The sequence below is a fragment of the Nonomuraea sp. NPDC049158 genome (assembly GCF_040648335.1).
Taxonomy (GTDB): Bacteria; Actinomycetota; Actinomycetes; order Streptosporangiales; family Streptosporangiaceae; genus Nonomuraea.
Genome location: NZ_JBEZDM010000011.1, coordinates 313,838 through 333,364, shown reverse-complemented (window position 1 = coordinate 333,364; position 19,527 = coordinate 313,838). Strand labels below are relative to the sequence as shown.

General features: G+C 69.9%; 24 protein-coding genes. 15 read left to right on the top strand and 9 right to left on the bottom strand.

Going from position 1 to position 19,527, the window contains the following annotated elements; genetic code table 11:
- Positions 1-181 precede the first annotated feature (181 nt).
- From AB0B61_RS25525 to truB, 4 genes are all read left to right on the top strand, one after another.
- Positions 182-478, top strand: coding sequence for a DUF503 domain-containing protein (locus AB0B61_RS25525; RefSeq protein WP_357657619.1), 297 nt, complete (start codon positions 182-184; stop codon positions 476-478).
- Between the two features lie 42 nt (positions 479-520).
- The gene (gene rbfA / locus AB0B61_RS25520; protein WP_225299412.1) at positions 521-997 is read left to right on the top strand and encodes a 30S ribosome-binding factor RbfA; all 477 of its coding nucleotides are present in this window, start codon (positions 521-523) and stop codon (positions 995-997) included.
- 197 nt (positions 998-1,194) lie between these two features.
- A complete protein-coding gene (locus AB0B61_RS25515; protein ID WP_358436341.1) occupies positions 1,195-2,175 on the top strand; it encodes a bifunctional oligoribonuclease/PAP phosphatase NrnA in 981 nt (326 codons plus the stop codon).
- Positions 2,175-3,047, top strand: coding sequence for a tRNA pseudouridine(55) synthase TruB (gene truB / locus AB0B61_RS25510; RefSeq protein ID WP_358436338.1), 873 nt, complete (start codon positions 2,175-2,177; stop codon positions 3,045-3,047). The genes AB0B61_RS25515 and truB overlap by 1 nt, the downstream gene beginning before the upstream one ends.
- On the opposite strand, the gene AB0B61_RS25505 is transcribed toward truB, so the two are convergent.
- The 3 genes from AB0B61_RS25505 to AB0B61_RS25495 form a co-directional block, all read right to left on the bottom strand.
- Entirely contained in the window at positions 3,044-3,721 is a 678-nt protein-coding gene (locus AB0B61_RS25505) for a fibronectin type III domain-containing protein (protein ID WP_358436335.1), read from the bottom strand. The two genes, truB and AB0B61_RS25505, sit on opposite strands and share 4 nt — an antisense overlap.
- A gap of 5 nt (positions 3,722-3,726) precedes the next feature.
- On the bottom strand, positions 3,727-4,311 hold the full coding sequence (locus tag AB0B61_RS25500; protein WP_358436333.1) for a hypothetical protein: 585 nt from the start codon (positions 4,309-4,311) through the stop codon (positions 3,727-3,729).
- Between the two features lie 111 nt (positions 4,312-4,422).
- Complete coding sequence (locus AB0B61_RS25495) at positions 4,423-5,439, bottom strand: SAM-dependent methyltransferase (RefSeq protein ID WP_358436330.1); 1,017 nt, start codon at positions 5,437-5,439, stop codon at positions 4,423-4,425.
- An 83-nt stretch (positions 5,440-5,522) separates the two neighbouring features.
- Here AB0B61_RS25495 and AB0B61_RS25490 point away from each other — a divergent pair, with 83 nt between their 5' ends.
- The 6 genes from AB0B61_RS25490 (at position 5,523) to AB0B61_RS25465 (ending at position 12,256) form a co-directional block, all read left to right on the top strand.
- Entirely contained in the window at positions 5,523-6,452 is a 930-nt protein-coding gene (locus AB0B61_RS25490) for a bifunctional riboflavin kinase/FAD synthetase (protein WP_358436371.1), read from the top strand.
- A 161-nt stretch (positions 6,453-6,613) separates the two neighbouring features.
- On the top strand, positions 6,614-6,883 hold the full coding sequence (gene rpsO / locus AB0B61_RS25485; RefSeq protein WP_214642971.1) for a 30S ribosomal protein S15: 270 nt from the start codon (positions 6,614-6,616) through the stop codon (positions 6,881-6,883).
- 277 nt (positions 6,884-7,160) lie between these two features.
- The gene (locus tag AB0B61_RS25480; RefSeq protein ID WP_358436327.1) at positions 7,161-9,503 is read left to right on the top strand and encodes a polyribonucleotide nucleotidyltransferase; all 2,343 of its coding nucleotides are present in this window, start codon (positions 7,161-7,163) and stop codon (positions 9,501-9,503) included.
- Positions 9,500-10,810, top strand: a complete 1,311-nt coding sequence (locus AB0B61_RS25475) for a pitrilysin family protein (protein ID WP_358436325.1) — start codon at positions 9,500-9,502, stop codon at positions 10,808-10,810. Before AB0B61_RS25480 ends, AB0B61_RS25475 begins: the two co-directional genes overlap by 4 nt.
- A 70-nt stretch (positions 10,811-10,880) precedes the next feature.
- Positions 10,881-11,618, top strand: coding sequence for a 4-hydroxy-tetrahydrodipicolinate reductase (gene dapB, locus AB0B61_RS25470; protein ID WP_358436323.1), 738 nt, complete (start codon positions 10,881-10,883; stop codon positions 11,616-11,618).
- A 137-nt stretch (positions 11,619-11,755) separates the two neighbouring features.
- A complete protein-coding gene (locus AB0B61_RS25465) occupies positions 11,756-12,256 on the top strand; it encodes a GNAT family N-acetyltransferase (RefSeq protein ID WP_358436320.1) in 501 nt (166 codons plus the stop codon).
- Here the strand turns inward: AB0B61_RS25465 and AB0B61_RS25460 are convergent.
- Positions 12,253-12,717 (bottom strand): MarR family winged helix-turn-helix transcriptional regulator, encoded by a 465-nt coding sequence (locus AB0B61_RS25460; protein WP_225299431.1) that lies wholly within the window; start codon positions 12,715-12,717, stop codon positions 12,253-12,255. The two genes, AB0B61_RS25465 and AB0B61_RS25460, sit on opposite strands and share 4 nt — an antisense overlap.
- Before the next feature lie 85 nt (positions 12,718-12,802).
- Here AB0B61_RS25460 and AB0B61_RS25455 point away from each other — a divergent pair, with 85 nt between their 5' ends.
- Together AB0B61_RS25455 and AB0B61_RS25450 are read left to right on the top strand one after the other, a co-directional pair.
- A complete protein-coding gene (locus AB0B61_RS25455; protein ID WP_358436318.1) occupies positions 12,803-13,174 on the top strand; it encodes a VOC family protein in 372 nt (123 codons plus the stop codon).
- A gap of 149 nt (positions 13,175-13,323) precedes the next feature.
- Entirely contained in the window at positions 13,324-13,545 is a 222-nt protein-coding gene (locus tag AB0B61_RS25450; protein ID WP_358436315.1) for a S1 RNA-binding domain-containing protein, read from the top strand.
- A 90-nt stretch (positions 13,546-13,635) separates the two neighbouring features.
- Here the strand turns inward: AB0B61_RS25450 and AB0B61_RS25445 are convergent, their stop codons facing one another.
- Genes AB0B61_RS25445 through AB0B61_RS25435 form a run of 3 tightly spaced genes read right to left on the bottom strand, consistent with a single transcriptional unit; the run spans position 13,636 to position 15,696 of the window.
- Positions 13,636-14,511: a 1,4-dihydroxy-2-naphthoate polyprenyltransferase gene (locus tag AB0B61_RS25445; protein WP_358436312.1), complete on the bottom strand. Its 876-nt coding sequence runs from the start codon at positions 14,509-14,511 to the stop codon at positions 13,636-13,638.
- Between the two features lie 13 nt (positions 14,512-14,524).
- The gene (locus AB0B61_RS25440) at positions 14,525-15,133 is read right to left on the bottom strand and encodes a GNAT family N-acetyltransferase (protein ID WP_357657600.1); all 609 of its coding nucleotides are present in this window, start codon (positions 15,131-15,133) and stop codon (positions 14,525-14,527) included.
- Positions 15,134-15,177: 44 nt separating this feature from the next.
- On the bottom strand, positions 15,178-15,696 hold the full coding sequence (locus AB0B61_RS25435; protein WP_358436309.1) for a CGNR zinc finger domain-containing protein: 519 nt from the start codon (positions 15,694-15,696) through the stop codon (positions 15,178-15,180).
- Positions 15,697-15,740: 44 nt separating this feature from the next.
- Here AB0B61_RS25435 and AB0B61_RS25430 point away from each other — a divergent pair, with 44 nt between their 5' ends.
- Positions 15,741-16,046, top strand: a complete 306-nt coding sequence (locus AB0B61_RS25430; protein WP_358436306.1) for a hypothetical protein — start codon at positions 15,741-15,743, stop codon at positions 16,044-16,046.
- On the opposite strand, the gene AB0B61_RS25425 is transcribed toward AB0B61_RS25430, so the two are convergent.
- Both AB0B61_RS25425 and AB0B61_RS25420 read right to left on the bottom strand, forming a co-directional pair.
- Entirely contained in the window at positions 16,022-16,705 is a 684-nt protein-coding gene (locus tag AB0B61_RS25425) for a PLP-dependent aminotransferase family protein (protein WP_358436302.1), read from the bottom strand. The two genes, AB0B61_RS25430 and AB0B61_RS25425, sit on opposite strands and share 25 nt — an antisense overlap.
- Entirely contained in the window at positions 16,600-17,418 is an 819-nt protein-coding gene (locus tag AB0B61_RS25420) for a GntR family transcriptional regulator (protein WP_358436300.1), read from the bottom strand. Before AB0B61_RS25420 ends, AB0B61_RS25425 begins: the two co-directional genes overlap by 106 nt.
- Between AB0B61_RS25420 and AB0B61_RS25415 the strand changes: the two genes are divergently transcribed.
- Both AB0B61_RS25415 and AB0B61_RS25410 read left to right on the top strand, forming a co-directional pair.
- The gene (locus tag AB0B61_RS25415) at positions 17,417-18,361 is read left to right on the top strand and encodes a DMT family transporter (protein WP_358436297.1); all 945 of its coding nucleotides are present in this window, start codon (positions 17,417-17,419) and stop codon (positions 18,359-18,361) included. The genes AB0B61_RS25420 and AB0B61_RS25415 overlap by 2 nt on opposite strands.
- A 132-nt stretch (positions 18,362-18,493) precedes the next feature.
- Positions 18,494-19,516, top strand: coding sequence for a hypothetical protein (locus AB0B61_RS25410; RefSeq protein WP_357657591.1), 1,023 nt, complete (start codon positions 18,494-18,496; stop codon positions 19,514-19,516).
- Positions 19,517-19,527: the final 11 nt, after the last annotated feature.

Genomic DNA, 19,527 nt, shown 5'->3' with positions numbered 1-19,527 from the left:
GAACACCGCCCCGCCCTCGGTCACCGCCCCGCCCGGGCGGGGGCCCCCCCCGGGCGCCACCCCCGGGGCGGGGCGCCCGGCGCACCACCCGCCGGGCGCCTCTCGCACGCCCGGGCCTGCTATCCACCGCAGCGGGGCCGGGGTGCGCTTCATACACCAGGACAAGCGGTGGTTGCCAACGATGTATGTGGGTGCTCTGACCCTGGACATCCTGCTCGGCGACGTACATTCGCTGAAGCAGAAGCGTTCCGTCGTGCGACCGCTGGTCGCCGAGCTGCACAGGCGTTTTCCCGGTGTCGCGGTGGCCGAGACCGGCCATCTCGACCTGCACCGCAGGGCGGAGGTCGGCGTCGCCGTAGTCTCGGGCTCGGCGGGCAACTGCCAAGAGGTATTGGACGCCTGCGAGCGCCTGGTGGCCTTCCGCCCTGAGATCGAGCTGCTGTCGGCGCGACACCGGCTATACAACGACGAAGACTGAACGACTGCACGGCCTCCGGGCCGTGCGTGAGGGGGAGCGAACATGGTGGATGCAGCACGAGCGCGCAAGCTCGCCGACCGCATCCAGCAGATCGTCGCCGAGATGCTGGAGCGCCGGATCAAGGACCCGCGCCTGGGCTTCGTCACCGTGACCGACACGCGCATCACCGCCGACCTGCGTGAGGCCACGGTCTTCTACACGGTGTTCGGCTCCGAAGCCGAGCGGGCCGACACTGCGGCCGCCCTCGAGAGCGCCAGAGGCATCATCCGCTCCGAGGTGGGCCGCCAGACCGGTGTCCGCTTCACTCCGACGCTGGAGTTCAAGCACGACCCGCTGCCCGACAGCGCGCGCCAGCTCGACGATCTGATCAACGCCGCCAAGGCCAGGGACGCCGAGGTGGCGCGCAAGGCCGAGGGCGCGACCTACGCCGGCGACCCCGACCCCTACCGCAAGCCGGAGGAGGACGACGAGCCGGACCTCCTCGGCAAGCCTGACGAGGACGGGCAGCCGGCGACGTGACGCCCGACGTGCGCGACAGAACCGATCGCCCGCCCCGCATGGGTGCGGGCGCGTCGGGTTCAGACGCTGCAGGTCCGGGCGCGTCGGGTCCGGGCGCGTCTGGTTCGGGCTCGTCTGGTTCGGGCGCTGGGGGGCAGGGTCGTCTTCAGGCTCCGCCGCCCAGCGGCCCGGACGGCGCGCTGCCGCCTTCCGGCTCGGTGATCCCCGAGCCCGCCTGGCGGCGCGCGCTCGACCTGATCGGCAAGGCCGACGAGATCGCGCTGGCCTGCCACGTGTCGCCCGACGGCGACGCGCTCGGCTCGATGCTGGCCACCGGCTCCGTCCTGCGGGCCCAGGGCAAGCGGGTCGTCGCCTCCTTCGGCGACCGGCAGTTCGACGTGCCGCGCCTGCTGCGCTTCCTGCCCGGCCAGGACCTGCTCGTGCCGCCGGCGGACTTCCCGGCGGAGCCGGAGCTGATGATCACGTTCGACTCCTCGACGCCCGACCGGCTGGGCCTGCTGGGCCCCAACACGGCCAAGGCCCACGAGGTCATCGTGGTCGATCATCACCTGTCCAACACCGGGTTCGGCACGCTCAGCCTCATCGACCCGCACGTGGCCGCGACGGCCGTGCTGGCCGAGCAGCTGATCTACCGTCTCGGCGGCAGTCTGGACCGTGACATCGCCACCTGCCTGTACGCCGGGCTGGTGACCGACACCGGTTCGTTCCGCCATGCCTCGACCACGCCAGAGGTGCACCAGATGGCCGCCCGGCTGGTCGCCACCGGGCTGCGTACCGACGAGATCGCCCGCGAGCTGTGGGACCGGTCCCCGTTCGGCTACCTCAAGGTGCTCGCCGCCGCGCTCGAGCGGGCGTCGCTGGAGGACGGCCTGATCTGGACGTATGTGCCCCGGGTCGACCGGGCCGCGTACGGTCTGCCCTACACCGAGCTGGAGGGCCTCATCGACATCGTGCGGCGCACGGACGAGGCCGAGGTGGCGGTGGTGCTCAAGGAGGACGACCAGGGAGCCTGGCAGGCGTCGAGCCGGTCCAAGGGCGCGGTCGACGTCGGCGCGATCTGCGCCGTGCTGGGCGGCGGCGGTCATCACAACGCGGCCGGATTCACCTCGCACCTCAGCGTCGAGGACACCATCGCGGCGTTCCGCGCGCTGCTGCCGAGTCGAGACGGAGAGGCTTGATGGCCGAAAGTGGCTTGATCATCGTGGACAAGCCGGCCGAGTGGACGTCCCACGACGTGGTGGCCAAGATGCGGCGGCTGGCCGGCACCCGGCGGGTGGGCCACGCGGGCACTCTCGACCCCATGGCGACGGGCGTGCTCGTGGTCGGCGTGGAGAAGGCGACCCGGCTGCTCGGGCACCTGGCGCTGACGGAGAAGGTCTACGAGGCCACGATCCGGCTCGGCGTGACCACCAACACCGATGACGCCGAGGGCGAGGTCACCTCGACCACCCCGGCGTCCGAGGTACGCCCCGCCGAGGTCGAGAAGGGCATCGCCGCGCTCACCGGCGCGATCATGCAGATCCCGCCGCAGGTCAGTGCCATCAAGGTCGGGGGGCAGCGGGCGTACAAGCTGGCCCGGGCGGGCGAGGACGTCGAGCTGGCCGCGCGGCCGGTCACCGTGCGGGAGTTCTCGGTGCTGGACATCAGGGCGCACGACGCCGTCATGGACATCGACGCGGTGATCACCTGCTCCAGCGGCACCTACATCCGGGCCCTGGCCCGTGACCTGGGAGCCGGGCTCGGCGTCGGCGGGCACCTGACGGCGCTGCGCCGCACCCGGGTCGGCCCGTACGACCTGTCGCGGGCCAGGACCATCGACCGGCTGGCCGAGGAATGCGTGGTGCTGCCCATCGGGGAGGCGGTGTCGGCGGCGTTCCCGCGCTGGGACCTCACCGCCGAGGAGGCCAGGGTCGTCAGCCACGGCGGGCGGTTGCCCGCCGCGGGGCATGGCAAGGGCCCGATCGGGGTGTTCGGGCCGGAGGGCGAACTGCTCGCGCTGGTGGAGGAGCAGGGCCGCATCGCCAAACCCCTGGCCGTATTCATCTCCTAAGAGCCACCCGTGGTCTGGTGGGCGACATTCGACGGCTGCCCGTAGCGGAAGGCGCGCACCCGGTAGGACGCGCGGCTCTCCTCAGGCAGTGTGACCAGGCCGAAGGCGTTGACGTCCGGATCGAGGGCGGCGACGACGCGGAAGTCCGCCCGGCCCGATGGGCGGTCCTCCAGCAGGAAGCCCTCCTCGTCGGAGGTCCGGTCGGTCCACCGGAACGCCACGCCGTCGGCCTGCGTCACGATGGCCCGCAGATCCGACGGCGCCGCCCCCTCGCTCCTGACCGGCCGCGCCCCTTTCGGGCCGCCGGGGACCGTCCGCGGCTCCGACCAGCCGGGCTGCGGCTTGGCGTACGGGCCGCCGCCCAGCGCCACGTCCACCGGCGCGGAAGCCTGGCCGTAGTAGGGCCGCAACCGGTAGTAGAACGGCGTGCGCGGGATCAGATCGGGATGCGTGTACGTGCGCTGCTCCGGCGGCAGGAACCCCAGGATCGTGTACGGCCCCTGCGACTCGGTGGCGAACTCCAGGACGTGCCCGGAGGCGTCCGGCTCACGGCCCTCCCAGCGCAGCGTGATGTCGGTCGGCGACACGAGGGTGGCCGTCAGGCGGACCGGCGTCTGCCGCGGCGCCGAGCAGGCGGCCGTCAGCAGGAGCAAGACCACCAGAGCTGCTCTCATCGCCGCTACTTGCGCCAGAACTGGATGCCGCTCCACTCGACCGTGGCCGGACCCTTGCCGCTGCCCGTCCGGTAGGCGCCGAACTTGTCGTAGAAGCTGCCGCTCTCACTCGACACGGTGTGCTTCAGCGACCCGTTGATGTAGGTCCTATGGGTGCTGCCGACCACGTGGACGGTGTTGACGCGGACCGTCGTGCCGATCGTGGCGCCGGTGGCGATGGTGTTGCCGCCGTGCACGGAGTAGAGCCGGCCGCCGCGTTCGACGGCGAGCATGAAGAACGGGCCGGTCGTCTTGAAGGTCTGCTTCAGGCTGATGCGGGTGCCTTCCAGACTGGTGATCTTGAAGTAGCCCTCGAACTGGCGGGTGCCGCTGGAGTAGGTGGCGTAACGCCGCTCGGCCCGCTGGTCGCCGCTGCCGGTGGAGCAGCTCAGCTTGAAGGTCAGGTCGTTGACGTCACCGCATCCTCGCTCCTGGACGGTGAACGTCGGCTCGTACGAGGTCCAAGGTCCCGACTCCACCGGGTCGGCCGCGGCGGGCAGGGCTGTGACGAGTAATCCGATCGCTAGCGCGCCCGTGGTGACTAATCGCATCGTTCCTCCCGATTAGGAAACTTTCCTATCAGGATTCATAGGATCACTCGCCACACTCCTCGTCAAGAGTTGTGATGTGAGCTGTCGGAAGTGGGGGAGAGGTCCGACCTCTTATGGCTTGCGGGCCACCATGATGTCGCGGACGATCGCCTGGTCGACCCAGTGCTCGAAGTCGGGCAGATCGACCACGTCGAGCCCCGCCTCGGTGAGGATCGCGGCCAGGTCGTCGCGGGTGCCGCCATAGGTGTTCCACGAGATGCCGAGGGCACCGCCGGGCCGCAGCAGCTCCGCCCAGACGGGCACGGCCTTCCTGATGAGCTCCAGGGGACTACGCGAGAGCCCGCCGCCGCCCCTGCTGCCGTGCTGCACGCCATAGGGGGCGTCGGTGACCACGACGTCGAAGGAGCGCGGCTTGAAGAACTCGCGGCTGCGCAGGGTGTCGGCGTTGACCACGGAGACGCGCTGCGTGTCGCCGGCCTTGAACTCCTCCTTCGACCGGCTGAAGGAGACGTTCAGCCGCCGGCCGACCAGCGCCCGCTCGCGGCGTACGGGCACGATCTCGGCGGTGTGCTTGAACCGCTTGTTCTTCAACCAGGTCTTGAGGAAGCCCGTGTACGCCTCGAAGTCCTTGCTGTCGACATCGGCCCCATAGGCGTCATATCCGTACATGAGGGCCTGGTTGAGCGTGGTGCCACGCCCGCACAGCGGGTCGAACACCGACAGCCGCTCGTCCAGCCGCCGCTCGCTCGCCAGCACCGTGACGTTCAGCAGCAGCTTGGTGAAGTGCTCGTTCGTCTTGCCGGCGTACTTCTGGATCGTGATCAGATCGCTGCTGAGCCGGTCGAGCGGCGACACGGTGAGCGGCCGCAGCAGCTCGCCCTCGATCCCGTAGAGCGCGTAGACCGAGGAGAGGTTGGACAGCAGCGCGACGTCGCCGGCACCGAGCGGCGCGGCGGTCTCGAAGGTCACGTACGGCAGGCCGCCGATCACGCTCTCCCCGAGGTCCGAGACCTCGGTCTCCAGCGCCCGCCGGCCGAAGAAGGCCAGCTCGGCGAGGGTCAGGCGGACCGCGCTCTCGCCGTAGACACGGTTGAAGGCAGGCAGGATCAGAAGTGCGTATCGAGGCATGGTGCGGCCGATGCTACCCCCTCGATTGGAGCTGACGTGGCGCCGCATGGCAGGCTGGTGGGGGATTGATCCGCCACAAGCGAATGGGGCCGGGCGTGCAGGGTTCGGAAAGGTCCGCCGTCACGATCGGCGTGTTCGACGGCGTGCACCGCGGGCACCAACAGGTGGTCGAGCGGGCCGTGGCCGCCGCCCGGGAGCGCGGTCTGCGCGGTGTCGCGGTCGTCTTCGAGCCGCACCCCGCCGAGGTGGTCCGGCCGGGCTCCCACCCGGTCCGCCTGACCACGCCGAGGCGCAGGTCGGAGCTGCTGACCGGGCTCGGCGTGGGCGAGGTGTGCGTTGAGGAGTTCACGCTGGAGCTGTCCAGGATGAGTCCCGGCGAGTTCGCCCAGTCGATCCTCGCCGACCGGTTGCGGGCCGCCGTGGTCGTGGTGGGGGCGAACTTCACCTTCGGCCACCGCGCGGCCGGCACCACCGAGACCCTGGTCGCGCTCGGCGAGAAGTACGACTTCACCGTCGAGGTGGTCCCGCTGCTCGACGGGGTCTCCTCAACCGAGATCCGCGGCCGCCTGACGGCCGGTGACGTCGAGGGCGCCACGGCGGGCCTGGGCCGCCCGCACCGGGTGGAGGGCGTGGTCGTGCGCGGCTACCAGCGCGGCCGTCAACTCGGGTTCCCCACCGCCAACGTCGAGACGCCGCCCCACACGGCCATCCCCGCCGACGGGGTCTACGCGGGCTGGCTGGAGTGCGTACCCGTCGCCAACCTGCCCGCCCTCTACGCGGGTGAGCGCTGGCCCGCCGCCATCTCCGTCGGCACCAACCCCACCTTCGAAGGAGTCCCGCGCACGGTCGAGGCGTACGCGCTGGACCGCGATGACCTGGAGCTCTACGGCGTGCACGTGGCGGTAGACTTCGCCGCGAGACTGCGGGGAAACACCCGGTTCGACTCGATCGAGGAGCTCATCGCCCAGATCCACACCGACGTCGACCAGGCCCGGCGGCTGACCTCGGGCTGAATGATGACGCGGCGCTTGACCGCGATGGTAACCTTGCATGTCGGTCCAGTGACGGCGGCGCTGCGCGCTGCTCTGACGGCCTTCGCCGCGGCGACTGTAGGCACGCACGGTCGCTCGCATCAATTATCCATTCGCGCGTGCCCGTAGCTCAAAGGAGAGCCGTGTCCCTCGACACCGCTGCCAAGAAGACCATCATCGCTGAATACGCGACGGCCGACGGCGACACCGGGTCGCCCGAGGTGCAGATCGCGCTGCTCAGCAAGCGCATCAGCGAGCTGACCGAGCACCTGAAGACGCACAAGCACGACCACCACAGCCGTCGTGGCCTGCTCCTGCTCGTCGGGCGCCGGCGCCGCCTGCTGAAGTACCTGCAGAAGGTCGACATCGCGCGTTACCGTGCGCTCATCGAGCGCCTCGGCCTGCGCCGATAGAGTGAGAGGGAGCGGCGTCCGCGTCGCTCCCTTCTCATTGGAAGACCGGCGCGTCGAGCGCCGTACAACTGAATATCCGAGACACACTTAAGAGCCCCCGCGTCCGCACAAGCACCAAGCGACCCGCGACGCATGCGGGCCGGTCCTCGGTAGTGGCTTCCGGTAACAGTGACAGTTACGTCTGACCGGGCGCTTCGATCGAAGACCGGCGCTGCACCTAACGAGGGTGCCGGTGAGAAAGAGGGCGCGGGAGACTGACTGACCAAGGAGGTCCCCCGTGGAGGGTGTCCACACCGCTGAAGCCGTCATAGACAACGGCTCATTCGGCACACGTACGATCCGGTTCGAGACCGGTCGCCTGGCGCGCCAGGCGGCGGGTTCCGCCGTCGCCTATCTCGACACCGAAACGATGGTCCTGTCCGCGACCACCGCCTCGAAGTCGCCCAAGGAAAACCTCGACTTCTTCCCGCTGACGGTGGACGTCGAGGAGCGCATGTACGCCGCGGGGCGCATCCCCGGCTCGTTCTTCCGCCGTGAGGGCCGTCCCTCCGAGGACGCCATCCTCACCTGCCGCCTGATCGACCGGCCGCTGCGCCCGTCGTTCGTCAAGGGGCTGCGCAACGAGGTCCAGGTCGTCGCCACGATCCTGTCCCTCAACCCCGACCACCTCTACGACGTGGTCGCCATCAACGCCGCCTCGCTGTCCACCCAGCTCGCCGGGCTGCCCTTCTCCGGCCCGATCGGCGGCGTCCGCGTCGCGCTGATCGACGGCCAGTGGGTCGCCTTCCCGACGCACCACGAGCTCGAGCGCGCCACGTTCGACATGGTCGTGGCCGGCCGGGTGCTCGCCGACGGCGATGTCGCGATCATGATGGTCGAGGCCGAGTCCACCAAGGACACGCTGAAGCTGGTCGCCGAGGGCGCCGTGGCGCCCAACGAGGAGACGGTGGCGCAGGGCCTGGAGGCCGCCAAGCCGTTCATCAAGGTGCTGTGCGAGGCGCAGTCGAAGGTCGCGCAGGTCGCGGCGAAGGAGACCGCCGAATACGCCGTCTTCCTCGACTACCAGGAGGACGTCTACGCCGCCCTGGAGAGCGCGGTCAAGACCGAGCTGGCCGCCGCGCTGACCATCGCCGGCAAGAAGGAGCGCGAGACCGAGCTCGACAAGGTCAAGGCGCTGGCCGTCGAGAAGCTGCTCCCCGAGTTCGAGGGCCGGGAGAAGGAGATCTCCGCCGCCTTCCGCTCGGTGATGAAGAAGCTCATGCGTGAGCGGGTCATCAAGGAGGGCCTGCGCATCGACGGCCGCGGCACCAAGGACATCCGCGCGCTGTCTGCCGAGGTCCACGTGGTCCCGCGGGTGCACGGCTCGGCGCTGTTCGAGCGTGGTGAGACCCAGATCATGGGCATCACGACCCTCAACATGCTGCGCATGGAGCAGGTCATCGACACGCTCAACCCCGAGCGGACCAAGCGCTACATGCACAACTACAACTTCCCGCCCTACTCCACCGGTGAGACCGGCCGCGTGGGCTCGCCCAAGCGCCGGGAGATCGGTCACGGCGCGCTGGCCGAGCGGGCGCTGATCCCGGTCCTGCCCTCGCGCGAGGAGTTCCCGTACGCCATCCGCCAGGTCTCCGAGGCGCTGAGCTCCAACGGCTCCACCTCGATGGGCTCGGTCTGCGCCTCCACGATGGCGCTGCTCGACGCCGGTGTGCCGCTGCGCGAGATGGTCGCGGGCATCGCGATGGGCCTGATCGGCGAGGGTGACCAGTACGTCACGCTGACCGACATCCTGGGCGCCGAGGACGCCATGGGCGACATGGACTTCAAGGTCGCCGGCACCAAGGACGTCATCACCGCGCTCCAGCTCGACACCAAGCTCGACGGCATCCCCGCCTCCGTGCTGGCCGCCGCGCTGAAGCAGGCCAAGGGCGCCCGTCTGGCGATCCTCGACGTGATGCAGGAGGCGATCGACTCTCCGGCGGAGATGAACCCGACCGCGCCGCGCATCATCACCATCAAGGTCCCCGTGGACAAGATCGGCGAAGTCATCGGCCCGAAGGGCAAGATGATCAACCAGATCCAGGACGACACGGGCGCCGAGATCACCATCGAGGACGACGGCACCATCTACATCGGTGCCACCGACGGCCCGTCTGCCGAGGCCGCCCGCACGGTGATCAACGGCATCGCCAACCCGCACATGCCGGAGGTCGGCGAGCGCTACCTGGGCACGGTCGTGAAGATCGCCGCCTTCGGCGCGTTCGTCTCGCTGATGCCCGGCAAGGACGGCCTGCTCCACGTCTCCCAGATCCGCAAGCTGCACGGCGGCAAGCGCATCGAGAACGTGGAAGACGTCATGAGCGTCGGCGAGAAGGTCCAGGTCGAGATCGCCGAGATCGACGGCCGGGGCAAGCTGTCCCTGGTACCGGTCGAGGTCATCGAGAAGGAGGCCGCCGAGAAGGAGGCCAAGGGCGAGGCCGACTCCGCCGAGGGCTCCGGTGCCGAGGCGCCGGTCGCCGCCTCGGACGACAAGCCGCGCGACGACCGTCCCCGCCGTACCCGCACCCGGGTGCGCGCGCCCCGCGCCGACGGTTCCGATGGAGACGACCGCAACTCGTGAGAACCACCACGCTGCACCCTGGCCGTGACGGGGCCGGGGTGGTAAGGCGCACCGTCCTTCCCGGTGGGCTGCGCGTGGTGACCGAGACCATGCCGACCGTGCGTAGTGTCGCGGTCGGCATGTGGGTCGGCATCGGCTCGCGTGACGAGGACTCCCGGCACATGGGGGCCACCCACTTCCTCGAACACCTGCTCTTCAAGGGCACGCCCACGCGTGACACCATGGAGATCTCGGCGTCCATCGAGGGCATCGGCGGGGAGATCAACGCCTTCACCGCCAAGGAATACACCTGCTACTACGCCCGGGTGCTCGACGAGGACCTGCCGGTGGCGGTGGACGTGCTCGCCGACGTGGTGACCAGCTCGCTGATCACCCCCGACGACGTCGAGTCCGAACGCGGGGTGATCCTCGAAGAGATCGCCATGCACGACGACGACCCGTCCGATGTCGTGCACGAGCAGTTCGCGGCGGCGCTCTACGGAGACTCGCCGATCGGGCGGCCCATCCTCGGCACGGTCGAGTCGATCAACGAGCTCCCCCGCGACCGGATCGCCGACTACTACCAGCACCACTACGAGCCGCGCCGCACGGTCGTCTCCGTCGCCGGCAACATCCGGCACGAGGACGTCGTCGAGCTGGTCGTGCGCGCCTACGAACGGGCGGGCGCGCTCAGCGGACCGCTGGAGGCCGACCCGCCCCGCACGAGCGGGCCCGGCGCCCGGACGCGGTCGGGGGTCAAGGTGCTCGACCGTCCTACCGAACAGGCCAACCTGGTCCTCGGTACGACCGGCATGTCCCGTACGGACGACCGGCGCTTCGCCCTCGGCGTGCTCAACGCCGCGCTCGGCGGCGGCATGTCCTCCCGGCTCTTCCAGGAGATCAGGGAGAAGCGCGGGCTGGCCTACTCCGCCTACAGCTACACCTCGGCCTACGCCGACACCGGCCAGTTCGGTATCTACGTGGGCTGCCTGCCGTCGAAGATCGACGACGTGCTCAAGATCTGCCGCGACGAGGTCGTCAGGGTGGTCGACGACGGCCTCGACGCCGACGAGATCATGCGCGGCAAGGGGCAGATGCGGGGCGGGCTGGTGCTCGGCCTGGAGGACACCGGCTCACGGATGTCGCGGATCGGGAAGAACGAGCTGGTCTACGACGAGCTGCTGTCCGTGGACGAGGTGCTCGCCAGGATCGAGGCCGTCACTCCGGACGAGATCGCCGAGGTCGCGGCCGACGTCCTCAACCGGCCGCTCACGCTCGCCGTGATCGGTCCCTACGGCGACAAGGACTTCTCCAGCGCCATCGCCTGATGTCTTGCCGAGGCGCGTGCGACCCTCCTCCCGGAGGGTCCGCGCGGCTCGGCAGGTATAGGGTTGACCTGTGATTAAGGTAGGTGTGCTGGGCGCGCGCGGTCGCGTGGGCGTCGAGGTGTGCAAGGCGGTAGAGGCGGCCCCCGACCTCGAGTTGGTGGCCGCGCTCGACAAGGACGACGCCATCGAAGGGCTCCAAGGGGCCGAGGTGGTCGTCGACTTCACCCATCCCGACGTCGTTATGGGCAACCTCGAATGGGCGATCGCTCACGGGATCCACCCGGTGGTCGGCACCACCGGTTTCGGCGCCGAGCGGCTCGACACCGTGCGCGGGTGGCTGGCCAAGTTCCCCGGCACCAACTGCCTGATCGCCCCCAACTTCGGCATCGCCGCCGTGCTCATGATGCACTTCGCCCAGCAGGCGGCCAAGCACTTCGACTCCGTCGAGATCGTCGAGCTGCACCACCCCAACAAGGCCGACGCGCCGTCCGGCACCGCCCGCCGCACGGCCGAGCTGGTCGCGGAGGCGCGCGCCAAGGCCGGGCTGGGCCCGATGCCCGACGCCACCTCCGCCGAGCTCGACGGGGCGCGCGGCGCCGACGTCGGCGGCGTCCACGTCCACGCCGTACGCCTGAGCGGGCTGATCGCCCACCAGGAGGTGCTGCTGGGCGGCGACGGGGAGATCCTCACGATCCGGCACGACACGATGAGCCGCTCGTCGTTCACCCCGGGCGTGCTGCTCGGCGTACGCCGGGTGCGCGAGCTGCCCGGCCTGACCGTCGGCCTGGAGCCGTTGCTCGACCTCTGAACACACGTCATGCCCACGACCTGACCCGGGTCATGGGCACGACGTGAGGAGGGGATCCCGGCACCGCACAGCCGAGCCTGTGATCACCACATTAATATCCAGCGGCGCGGCGGCGTCAGACATGAGACCGTGTCGGCATGGCGCGATGGGTCGAGCCGGGGGAACTGCCCGGACTGGTCGCTGTGGAGCTGGCGGCCGACGGGCTGTTCGAGCAGGTGGGGATCGTCTTCCCGCCGGGGACGACCATGATCGAAGAGGTCACGGATCCGGCCGCGGTGCTGGTCGAAGGCGAGCCGCCTGCCGGGTTCGCGCTGATCGGCTGGGTCGACGGCAACCTGCACCTGGATCAGCTGGCCGTACACCCCTCGCGGATGCGGCAGGGGATCGGCGGGCGGCTCGTCGCGGCGGTGCGCGACCACGCGGCCGCTAGCGGCGCGCCCGCGGTGACGCTGACGACCTACCGGGATGTGTCGTGGAACGCGCCCTGGTACGCGCGGCACGGCTTCTCCGTGCTGCCCGAGGCGGAGTGGGGGCCGGAGCTGCGGGCGCTGGTCGAGCATGAGCGCGAGCTGGGCATCGAGGTGGCGCCGCGCGTGGTCATGCGGACGGTCGTGGCAGGTCGAATGATGGCGGGTTAGACCCCGAGCTCGTCGGCCAGTCGCTTCAGGTACGAGGCGAACTGCCGGCGGTCGTAGTCGTCCCACCCCACGGTGAGCTCGTCGAAGGCGCGGCGCTGCCACTGGCGCGAGCCCGCCAGGAGGTTCTCGCCATGCGCGGTGAGCTGCAGTGAGGCGCGCCGGCGGTCGTATTCGGACGAGGCGCGGGCCAGGTAGCCCGCCTTGGTGGCGTCCTTGACGATGCGGCTGGCCCCGGAGTGGTCGAGGCCGAGCTGGTGGGCCACGGTGCCGACGGTGGCCTCCTCGGTGGCGTCGTTGCCGGTGTCGACGGCCTCGACGGCCAGGATGTGCTGCACGTGGCGGGTCTCCCCGGTCTGCTCCTCCGAGGCACTGTTGATCCACCGGCGCGACCAGAAGCGCACCAGCCGGAAGAGCGCGGGACCGCCGTCGCCGTCAGCGGGGGTAAGGCCATGCGCGTTCATGTTCACACCCTACCCCTGAATGGATGCGATATGCACGTATAGTGTGTGCGAATCGCATACATTGTCTCTCGTAAGGGAAGGTGACATGTCCATCGTCCTCAATCACCTGATCATCCCGGCCGCCGACAAAACGGCCGCCGCCACATTCCTCGCCGACCTGCTCGGGCTGCCGGTCTCCGAGCCGTCCGGCCCGTTCGTGCCCGTCAGGATCAACGACGACCTGGCGTTCGACTTCGACGACCGGCACCAGGTCCAGCCGGGCCACTACGCGTTCCTGATCGACGACGACACCTTCGACGCGGTGCTGCGCCGCCTTGAGGAGTCCCCGTCGATCTCGTACGGCTCCGGCCCGGGCCACGGCTGGGACCGCGCGATCAACCACCTCGGCGGCGGCCGTGGCGTCTACGTCAGAGACCCCAACGGTCACAGTTACGAGCTGTTCACGGCCGTCCCCTAGCGGAGTAGGGTGGCGACCGTGACTGCCGGGTCGGCCAAGTGCCATGACGAGACGGGGCGCCCGGCCACGTCTTGATCACCGAGCGGGCCCGCGGCCCGCCGCCTCTCGCGTTCCCCCAAGCGGAGATCGCAGAGGAAGGAGGTGATCGCATGTCCCATGCTTGGGAAGGCTTCACGGCGCGGCACGCCGTCGGTGACGTGCTCGACGGGCGCGTGGTCAGTGTCTTTCCGTTCGGTGCCTTCATAGAGGTCGCCGACGGCATCCACGGGCTGCTCGTCGGGCCGGATCAGCGGCAGGTCGGTTCGAGCGTCTCGGTACGGATCGCCGAGGTCGACCATGACAACCGGCGACTGAGACTCACCGCGAGCTGAGGCTGATGGCGCGTGCGGGGGCCCACCGGTCCCCGCACGTCGGGTAACCGCCTACAGGGTGACCGCTTACAGCGGTGACCGACTACAGGGCTACAGGGTGATCGCGAGGCCGAGGGTGAACAGCAGGCCGTACGCCATCTGCAGCTTGCCGGTCTGCTGCAGGACACCGATCAGCGCGGGACCGACGGCGCCGTTCAGGACCGTCTTGACCGGCGCGATCGCCAGCGGCGCGGCGAGCACGGCCGCCGCGGCCAGAGGGGCGACCAGGACCATGGCCAGGGCGATCACGAACGGCACGATCAAGCACGTCGCGTACAGCGTACGAGTGCGCGCCGCGCCCAGAACGACCGCCAGCGTCCGCTTGCCCGACTCGCCGTCGGTCGCCACGTCGCGCAGGTTGTTCACCACGAGCATGGAGCACGACAGGAGCCCGACGGGGATCGAGGCCACCAGCGCGGCCCAGGACAGGTGCTCGGTCTGGACGTACGCGGTGCCGACCACGGGCACGATGCCGAAGAAGGTGAACACCGCCACCTCGCCGAGCGCGCGGTAGCCGTACGGAGACTTGCCACCGGTGTAGAACCAGGCGGCGGCGATCGCCGCGGCGCCCACGAGCAGGACCCACCACGCGCGGGTGGCCAGGACCAGAATCAGCCCGAGCACCGCGGCGACGCCGAAGCAGCCGAGCGCGGCCGCGAGCACCTGCGGCGGCGTGGCCACGCGCGAGCCGACCAGGCGCATCGGGCCGACCCGCTGGTCATCGGTGCCGCGGATGCCGTCGCTGTAGTCGTTGGCGTAGTTGACGCCGATCTGCAGCGACAGAGCCACGAGCAGCGCGACGATCGCGCGCCACCAGACGAAGCCGTCCTCACCGATCGCCACGCCGGTGCCGACCATGACAGGCACGATGGCGTTGGGCAGGGTGCGGGGACGTGCGCCGGCGATCCACTGGCCGGGGGTTGCCATATCGACGAATCCTCTAGCTGATGTCGGTGGTGAGCCTGACCATGCGAATGGGACGTCCCATGTCGAGCACCCGCTCGGCCATGTCCTCGCCCCAGCCGGCCGACTCCAGGAAGCCCAGCACCGCGTAGTTGTCGGCGAACACCCAGGTGACGATCTGCCGGAAACCGTCCTCCCGCAGGTAGTCGACGGTCGCGTTGAGCAGCCGGCTGCCATGGCCACGCCGGACGAAGTCGGGATCGACCAGCAGGGTCAGCATCTCGGCCGCGATGGTCGGGTCGAGGTCGGGATCTTCGGCGGGCGCGTGCGAGGCCAGGCCGACCACCCGCTCACCGCCGCGCGGCGTGCTCAGGGCGGCGCTGCCGCCCACGCCGAGAGCCGGGAAGCCCTCGGTGTCGAGGATGGTCTCCACCGCCACCAGCACCCGGTGCATGGGTGTGGGCGGGGCGACGATCGCCTCGTCCCACTGGCGCAGCCACATCTTCTCCGCCGCGGCCCCCGTCATCTGCTCGAGCGGCCCCTCGGGGAGGAACTCCCGATAGCCGTAGCGCCAGGCGCGGATCTGAGTATTCGCAACCTGGAGCACATCCTCGCGCCGGGCCGCCCGGACGCCTACGTCTGCCATCTCGGCCCGCTCCTTCGCCTGCCGTCCATGCCACAAGGCACGAGTTACACCGTATCGGTGTTTGAGCCTTGGAGATGACGCGAACCCTGCTTCCTCGCCCGGTAGGCGCGCGTTTTGGTGCGGTTGCCGCAGACCCGCATGGAACACCACGAGCGTGACCGGTTCTTCGAGGAGTCGATGAACGCCCACTGGCACATGCTCTCGGCGCAGACCTTCAGCCGGTGCCAGGACTGATCCGTCACGGCGGCGGCGATCCTGGCCAGACCGCCTCGGACGCCGTCCTCGACGGGGATCAGATCCGGGGTGGCGCCGACGCGTACCAGCAGCGGAAAGGCCAGTAGTCCGGGCATCTCCGGAGTTTCGCGTCTTAACCCCATCCGCAGGACTTCCCGCAGGGTGAGCGCGGCGGTGAGGTCATCGTCGGTCGCGCGGTCACGCGGGCCGATCAGGCCCCGCTCCCGGAGCCAGACGGCCAGTTCGGCGGGTGAGGCCAGCTCGTCGGCATCGGCATCGAGAGCGTAGGTGTTCACGAAGTCGCGCACGAGCTCCGCGGGCGCCAGCATGTCACCACTGTACGGCAATAGCAGGTTGCGCCATCATGGGTCGCATGATCGTTCGCACCTGGCGGGGCTGGACCCGGGAGTCTGATGCCGCGGCCTACGAGGACTACCTCCTGCGTACCGGATTTCCCGGCTACACCGAGACGCCGGGCAACCGTGGCGCCTACTTCACCAGGCGCGCCAGCGGGGACATGACCGAGTTCTTCCTGATCTCGATGTGGGAGTCGTGGGAGGCGATCAGGGCGTTCGCCGGCGACGATCTGGGTGCGGCGGTCTTCTACCCGGAGGACGACGCGTTCCTGGTCGACAGGGAGCGGACCGTGGAGCACTACGAGGTGTTCGCCAGCGCCTGAGCCAGCCGCCGCACCCCCTCCGCGAGCTCCGCCAGATGGGCGGCCGCGATGTGCGTGACGCGCAGGCGGGGTCCCGGCGGCTCCGACGGGTAGTGGATCCTGCCGGGGCTCACCAGCACGCCGTTGCGTTTCGCGGCCTCGACCAGGGCGTTCTCATCGGTTTCCGCTGGCAGCCGGACCCACAGGTGCATGCCGCCCTTCGGCAGCAGATGCAGCTCGGCCTCGGGCAGCCGCGCGGCCAGCTCGGCGGCGAGCGTGTCGCGGCGGACCAGGATCTCGCTCCGTACGTTCGCCAGGTGCCGGCGCCAGCCGGGGGACTCGACGAACTCCAGCACGGTCTCCTGCAGCGGACGCGCCACGAAGAACGACTCCACCAGCTGACTGGCCCGCAGCCGATGAGAGGCCGGACCGCGCGCGATGACGGCCGCGACCCGCGCGCTCGGGGAGAGGATCTTGGTGAGCGAGCAGATGTAGACGACCGTGCCGTGCGCGTCCATCGACACCATCGGCGGCGGCGTCCGGTCGCTGAGGTAGCGGGCGTAGTCGTCCTCGATCACGAACGCGCCCGCTGCTCTGGCCACCTGGAGCACCTGTTCCCGGCGCTCGTGGGTGAGGGTGGCGCCGGTCGGATTCTGCAGGGTGGGCTGGCAGAGGAACACCCGCGCGCCGGTGACGGCGAACGCCTCGGCCAGCAGATCGGGCCGTACGCCGTCCCGGTCCATCGGCACGGCCGTCGCCCGCAGGCCCGCCGCCCTGGCCGCGGCCAGGGCGCCCGGGTAGTCGGCGTCTCGACCAGGACCGGCGTCCCCGGGGCGGCCAGCGCCCTGAAGGCGTGCGTGAGCGCGGCCTGCCCGCCGCTGACGATCAGCGCGTCGGCCGCGGTCACGTCGCCCCCGGCCTGCGTCGCGAACCACCTGCGCAGCTCGGCCAGCCCGCTCAGCGGCGGCATCGCCCACGCCCCCGGCCTGCGCACCGCCCGCCCCGCCGCGGCGGCCAGCTGCTTGTCGGGCCTGAGATCGGGGTTGAGATAGCCGCCGGTGAGCGGGATGACGCCTTCGGGCGGCGGGGTCAGCAGCGCGGTCACCGGGCTCTCATCGACCACCCGATCGCCCAGGGCGACGGTCTGCCAGGAGAAGTCCGGCGGCTCGTTGGGCCTCGCGGGCAGCTGCGCGATGAACGCCCCGATGCCCGGCTTGGTGACCACCCGGCCCTCGGCCGCCAGCTGCCCGATGGCCCGCGAGACCGTCACGGGGCTGACGTTGTGGCGGCGCATGAGCTCTCTGGAGGAGGGGAGGCGGTCTCCCGGCCGCAGGCGGCTGAGCTCTTGGCGCAGGATCGCGGTGATTTGGGCGATACTGCTATCCTGTTCCATGAGGGATAAGAATAGCGCTATCGTAGGCGACAGAGTAGCGGTCATCGCCTTCCCGGGGTCTCCGTCTCGGTCTCCGTCTCCGCGAGGCCGGGGCACTCTCCTCGCTTTCCTCGGCGTTCTCGCCTTTTCCGGCTCCTTTCCCGCCACCGCCTACGCGATGCGCGGCTTCGACCCGTGGCTGGTCGCCATCGGCCGCGCCGTGGTCGCCGGCGTCATAGCGCTCATCTGCCTCAAAGCCGCCCGCCTTCCCCTGCTCCCGCCCCGCCACCAGTGGCGCTCCTACGGGGCGATCTCGCTCGGTGTGGTCTTCGGGTTCCCCGTCTTCAGCGGCCTGGCACTGGACCTCGGTGCCACCACCGCCCACTCCGCCGTGGTCATCGGCCTGCTCCCGGCCGCCACCGCCGTCTGCGCGGTCGTGCGCGCCGGCGAGCGCCCGCGCCCGCTCTTCTGGGTGGCCTGTACGGCAGGCGCCCTCGCCATCACCGCCTTCACCCTCACCCGTGGCCAGAGCGCGGCCGCCTGGCCCGACGTCCTCCTGCTCGGCGCCCTCGTCTCGGCGGCCGTCGGCTACACCGAAGGCGCCCGGCTCTCCCGCGAGACTCCCGGCTGGCAGGTCATCTCTTACGCCCTCGTGCTCTCCCTGCCGGTCACGGCCCCGGTGACGGCCGTACTCGCCCTCGCCACCCCCGTCCACCCGTCGCCCCAGGCTCTCGCCGGGTTCGCGTATGTGGGGGTGATCTCGATGTTCCTCGGGTTCGTCCCTTGGTACGCCGGTCTGGCCAGGGGCGGCATCGCCAGGGCGGGTCAGACGCAGCTCACGCAGCCGCTGCTGACGCTGACCTGGGCGTGGTTCCTGCTGGGGGAGAGGTACGGTCCGGCCACTGTGGCGGCCGCGGTGGCCGTACTCGTGTGTGTGGCGGTCACCCAACGCACGCGTACTTGAGGACGGTGATGTGCGTGTGGCCGTCGTCTGGCGCGCGCCCGTAGTCGAAACGCATGGCGCCACCCGCAGGATGGGAGGCGTACTTGAAAGCCATGACGTCACCCCGCAGGATAGGAGGCGGAGGTGTCACATATGGCAGACCTCACCATTCCCGAAGGCGGCTTCTGGCCGGCCCCGGAAATCCCGCAGCCGAACATCTACCCCATGGAGTGGCGGGTCGAGACGGCCAAGCTCGCGGCGATCTACGAGAAATCCAAACGGACGCTCTGGAACCCGGCCGACCTGCCTTGGGACGGGCTGAATCCAGACGACTTCACCCGTGAGCAGCGTCTCGGGATCATGTACTGGTTCGCCGTGCTGGCCAACTTCGATGCCTCGGGGCCGGCGGTGTTCGCCCGCGCCACCATCCAGGCGTTCGAGAAGCACGAGGAGGATCCGGTCCGGAAGTGCTTCTTCTCGATCACCCGCGACGAGATGAACCACGAGGAGTGCTGCCAGCGGACCATCGCCAAGCTCTGGCCCGGCGGCCCCCTCGACTGGACCCCGTCCGACGATCTGGAGAAGGCCGCCCACAACAACATCGGCTGGCTCTATCACAACGGCGGTCGCTACTGGACCGGCTACAACGTGGCCGTGGGCAAGTACACGCTGCCCGTGCTCTTCACCAGCTTCATGATGGGCGAGATGGCCGCCTCGACCCTGTTCAGGGGCATGGCCTCGGGCACCGAGCATCCCGTCTTCGGCGAGATGTTCCAGCGCATCGGCCGCGACGAGTCCCGACATCTCCAGATTTGCATGGTCATTCTGGAGAACGAGTGGCCCGGCCTGACCGACGAGACCCGCTCCCTCATCACCCGCCAACTCCGAGCCGGCTTCGTCTTCCTGTCCATGATCCTCTGGGAGCCGCCGGAGGGCTTCTGGGAGCTGCCGCCGTACTTCCTGGCCAATCACCGCGTCCTGATGGACCACGCCAGGCAGGCCGGGCTGGGCGTCCTCTCCTTCGAGGAGCAGGCGGAGAACTGGCGGCTCGCCATGGCCCGCATCCGCGCCATCGTCGAACGCTGGGGCATCGCCTTCCCTGCCATCCCCGAACTCGACCTGGAGGGCGTCCAGGTCGACTTCATCGATCCCGAGGAGATCATCCCGGTCTTCTGAGGAGACGGCAC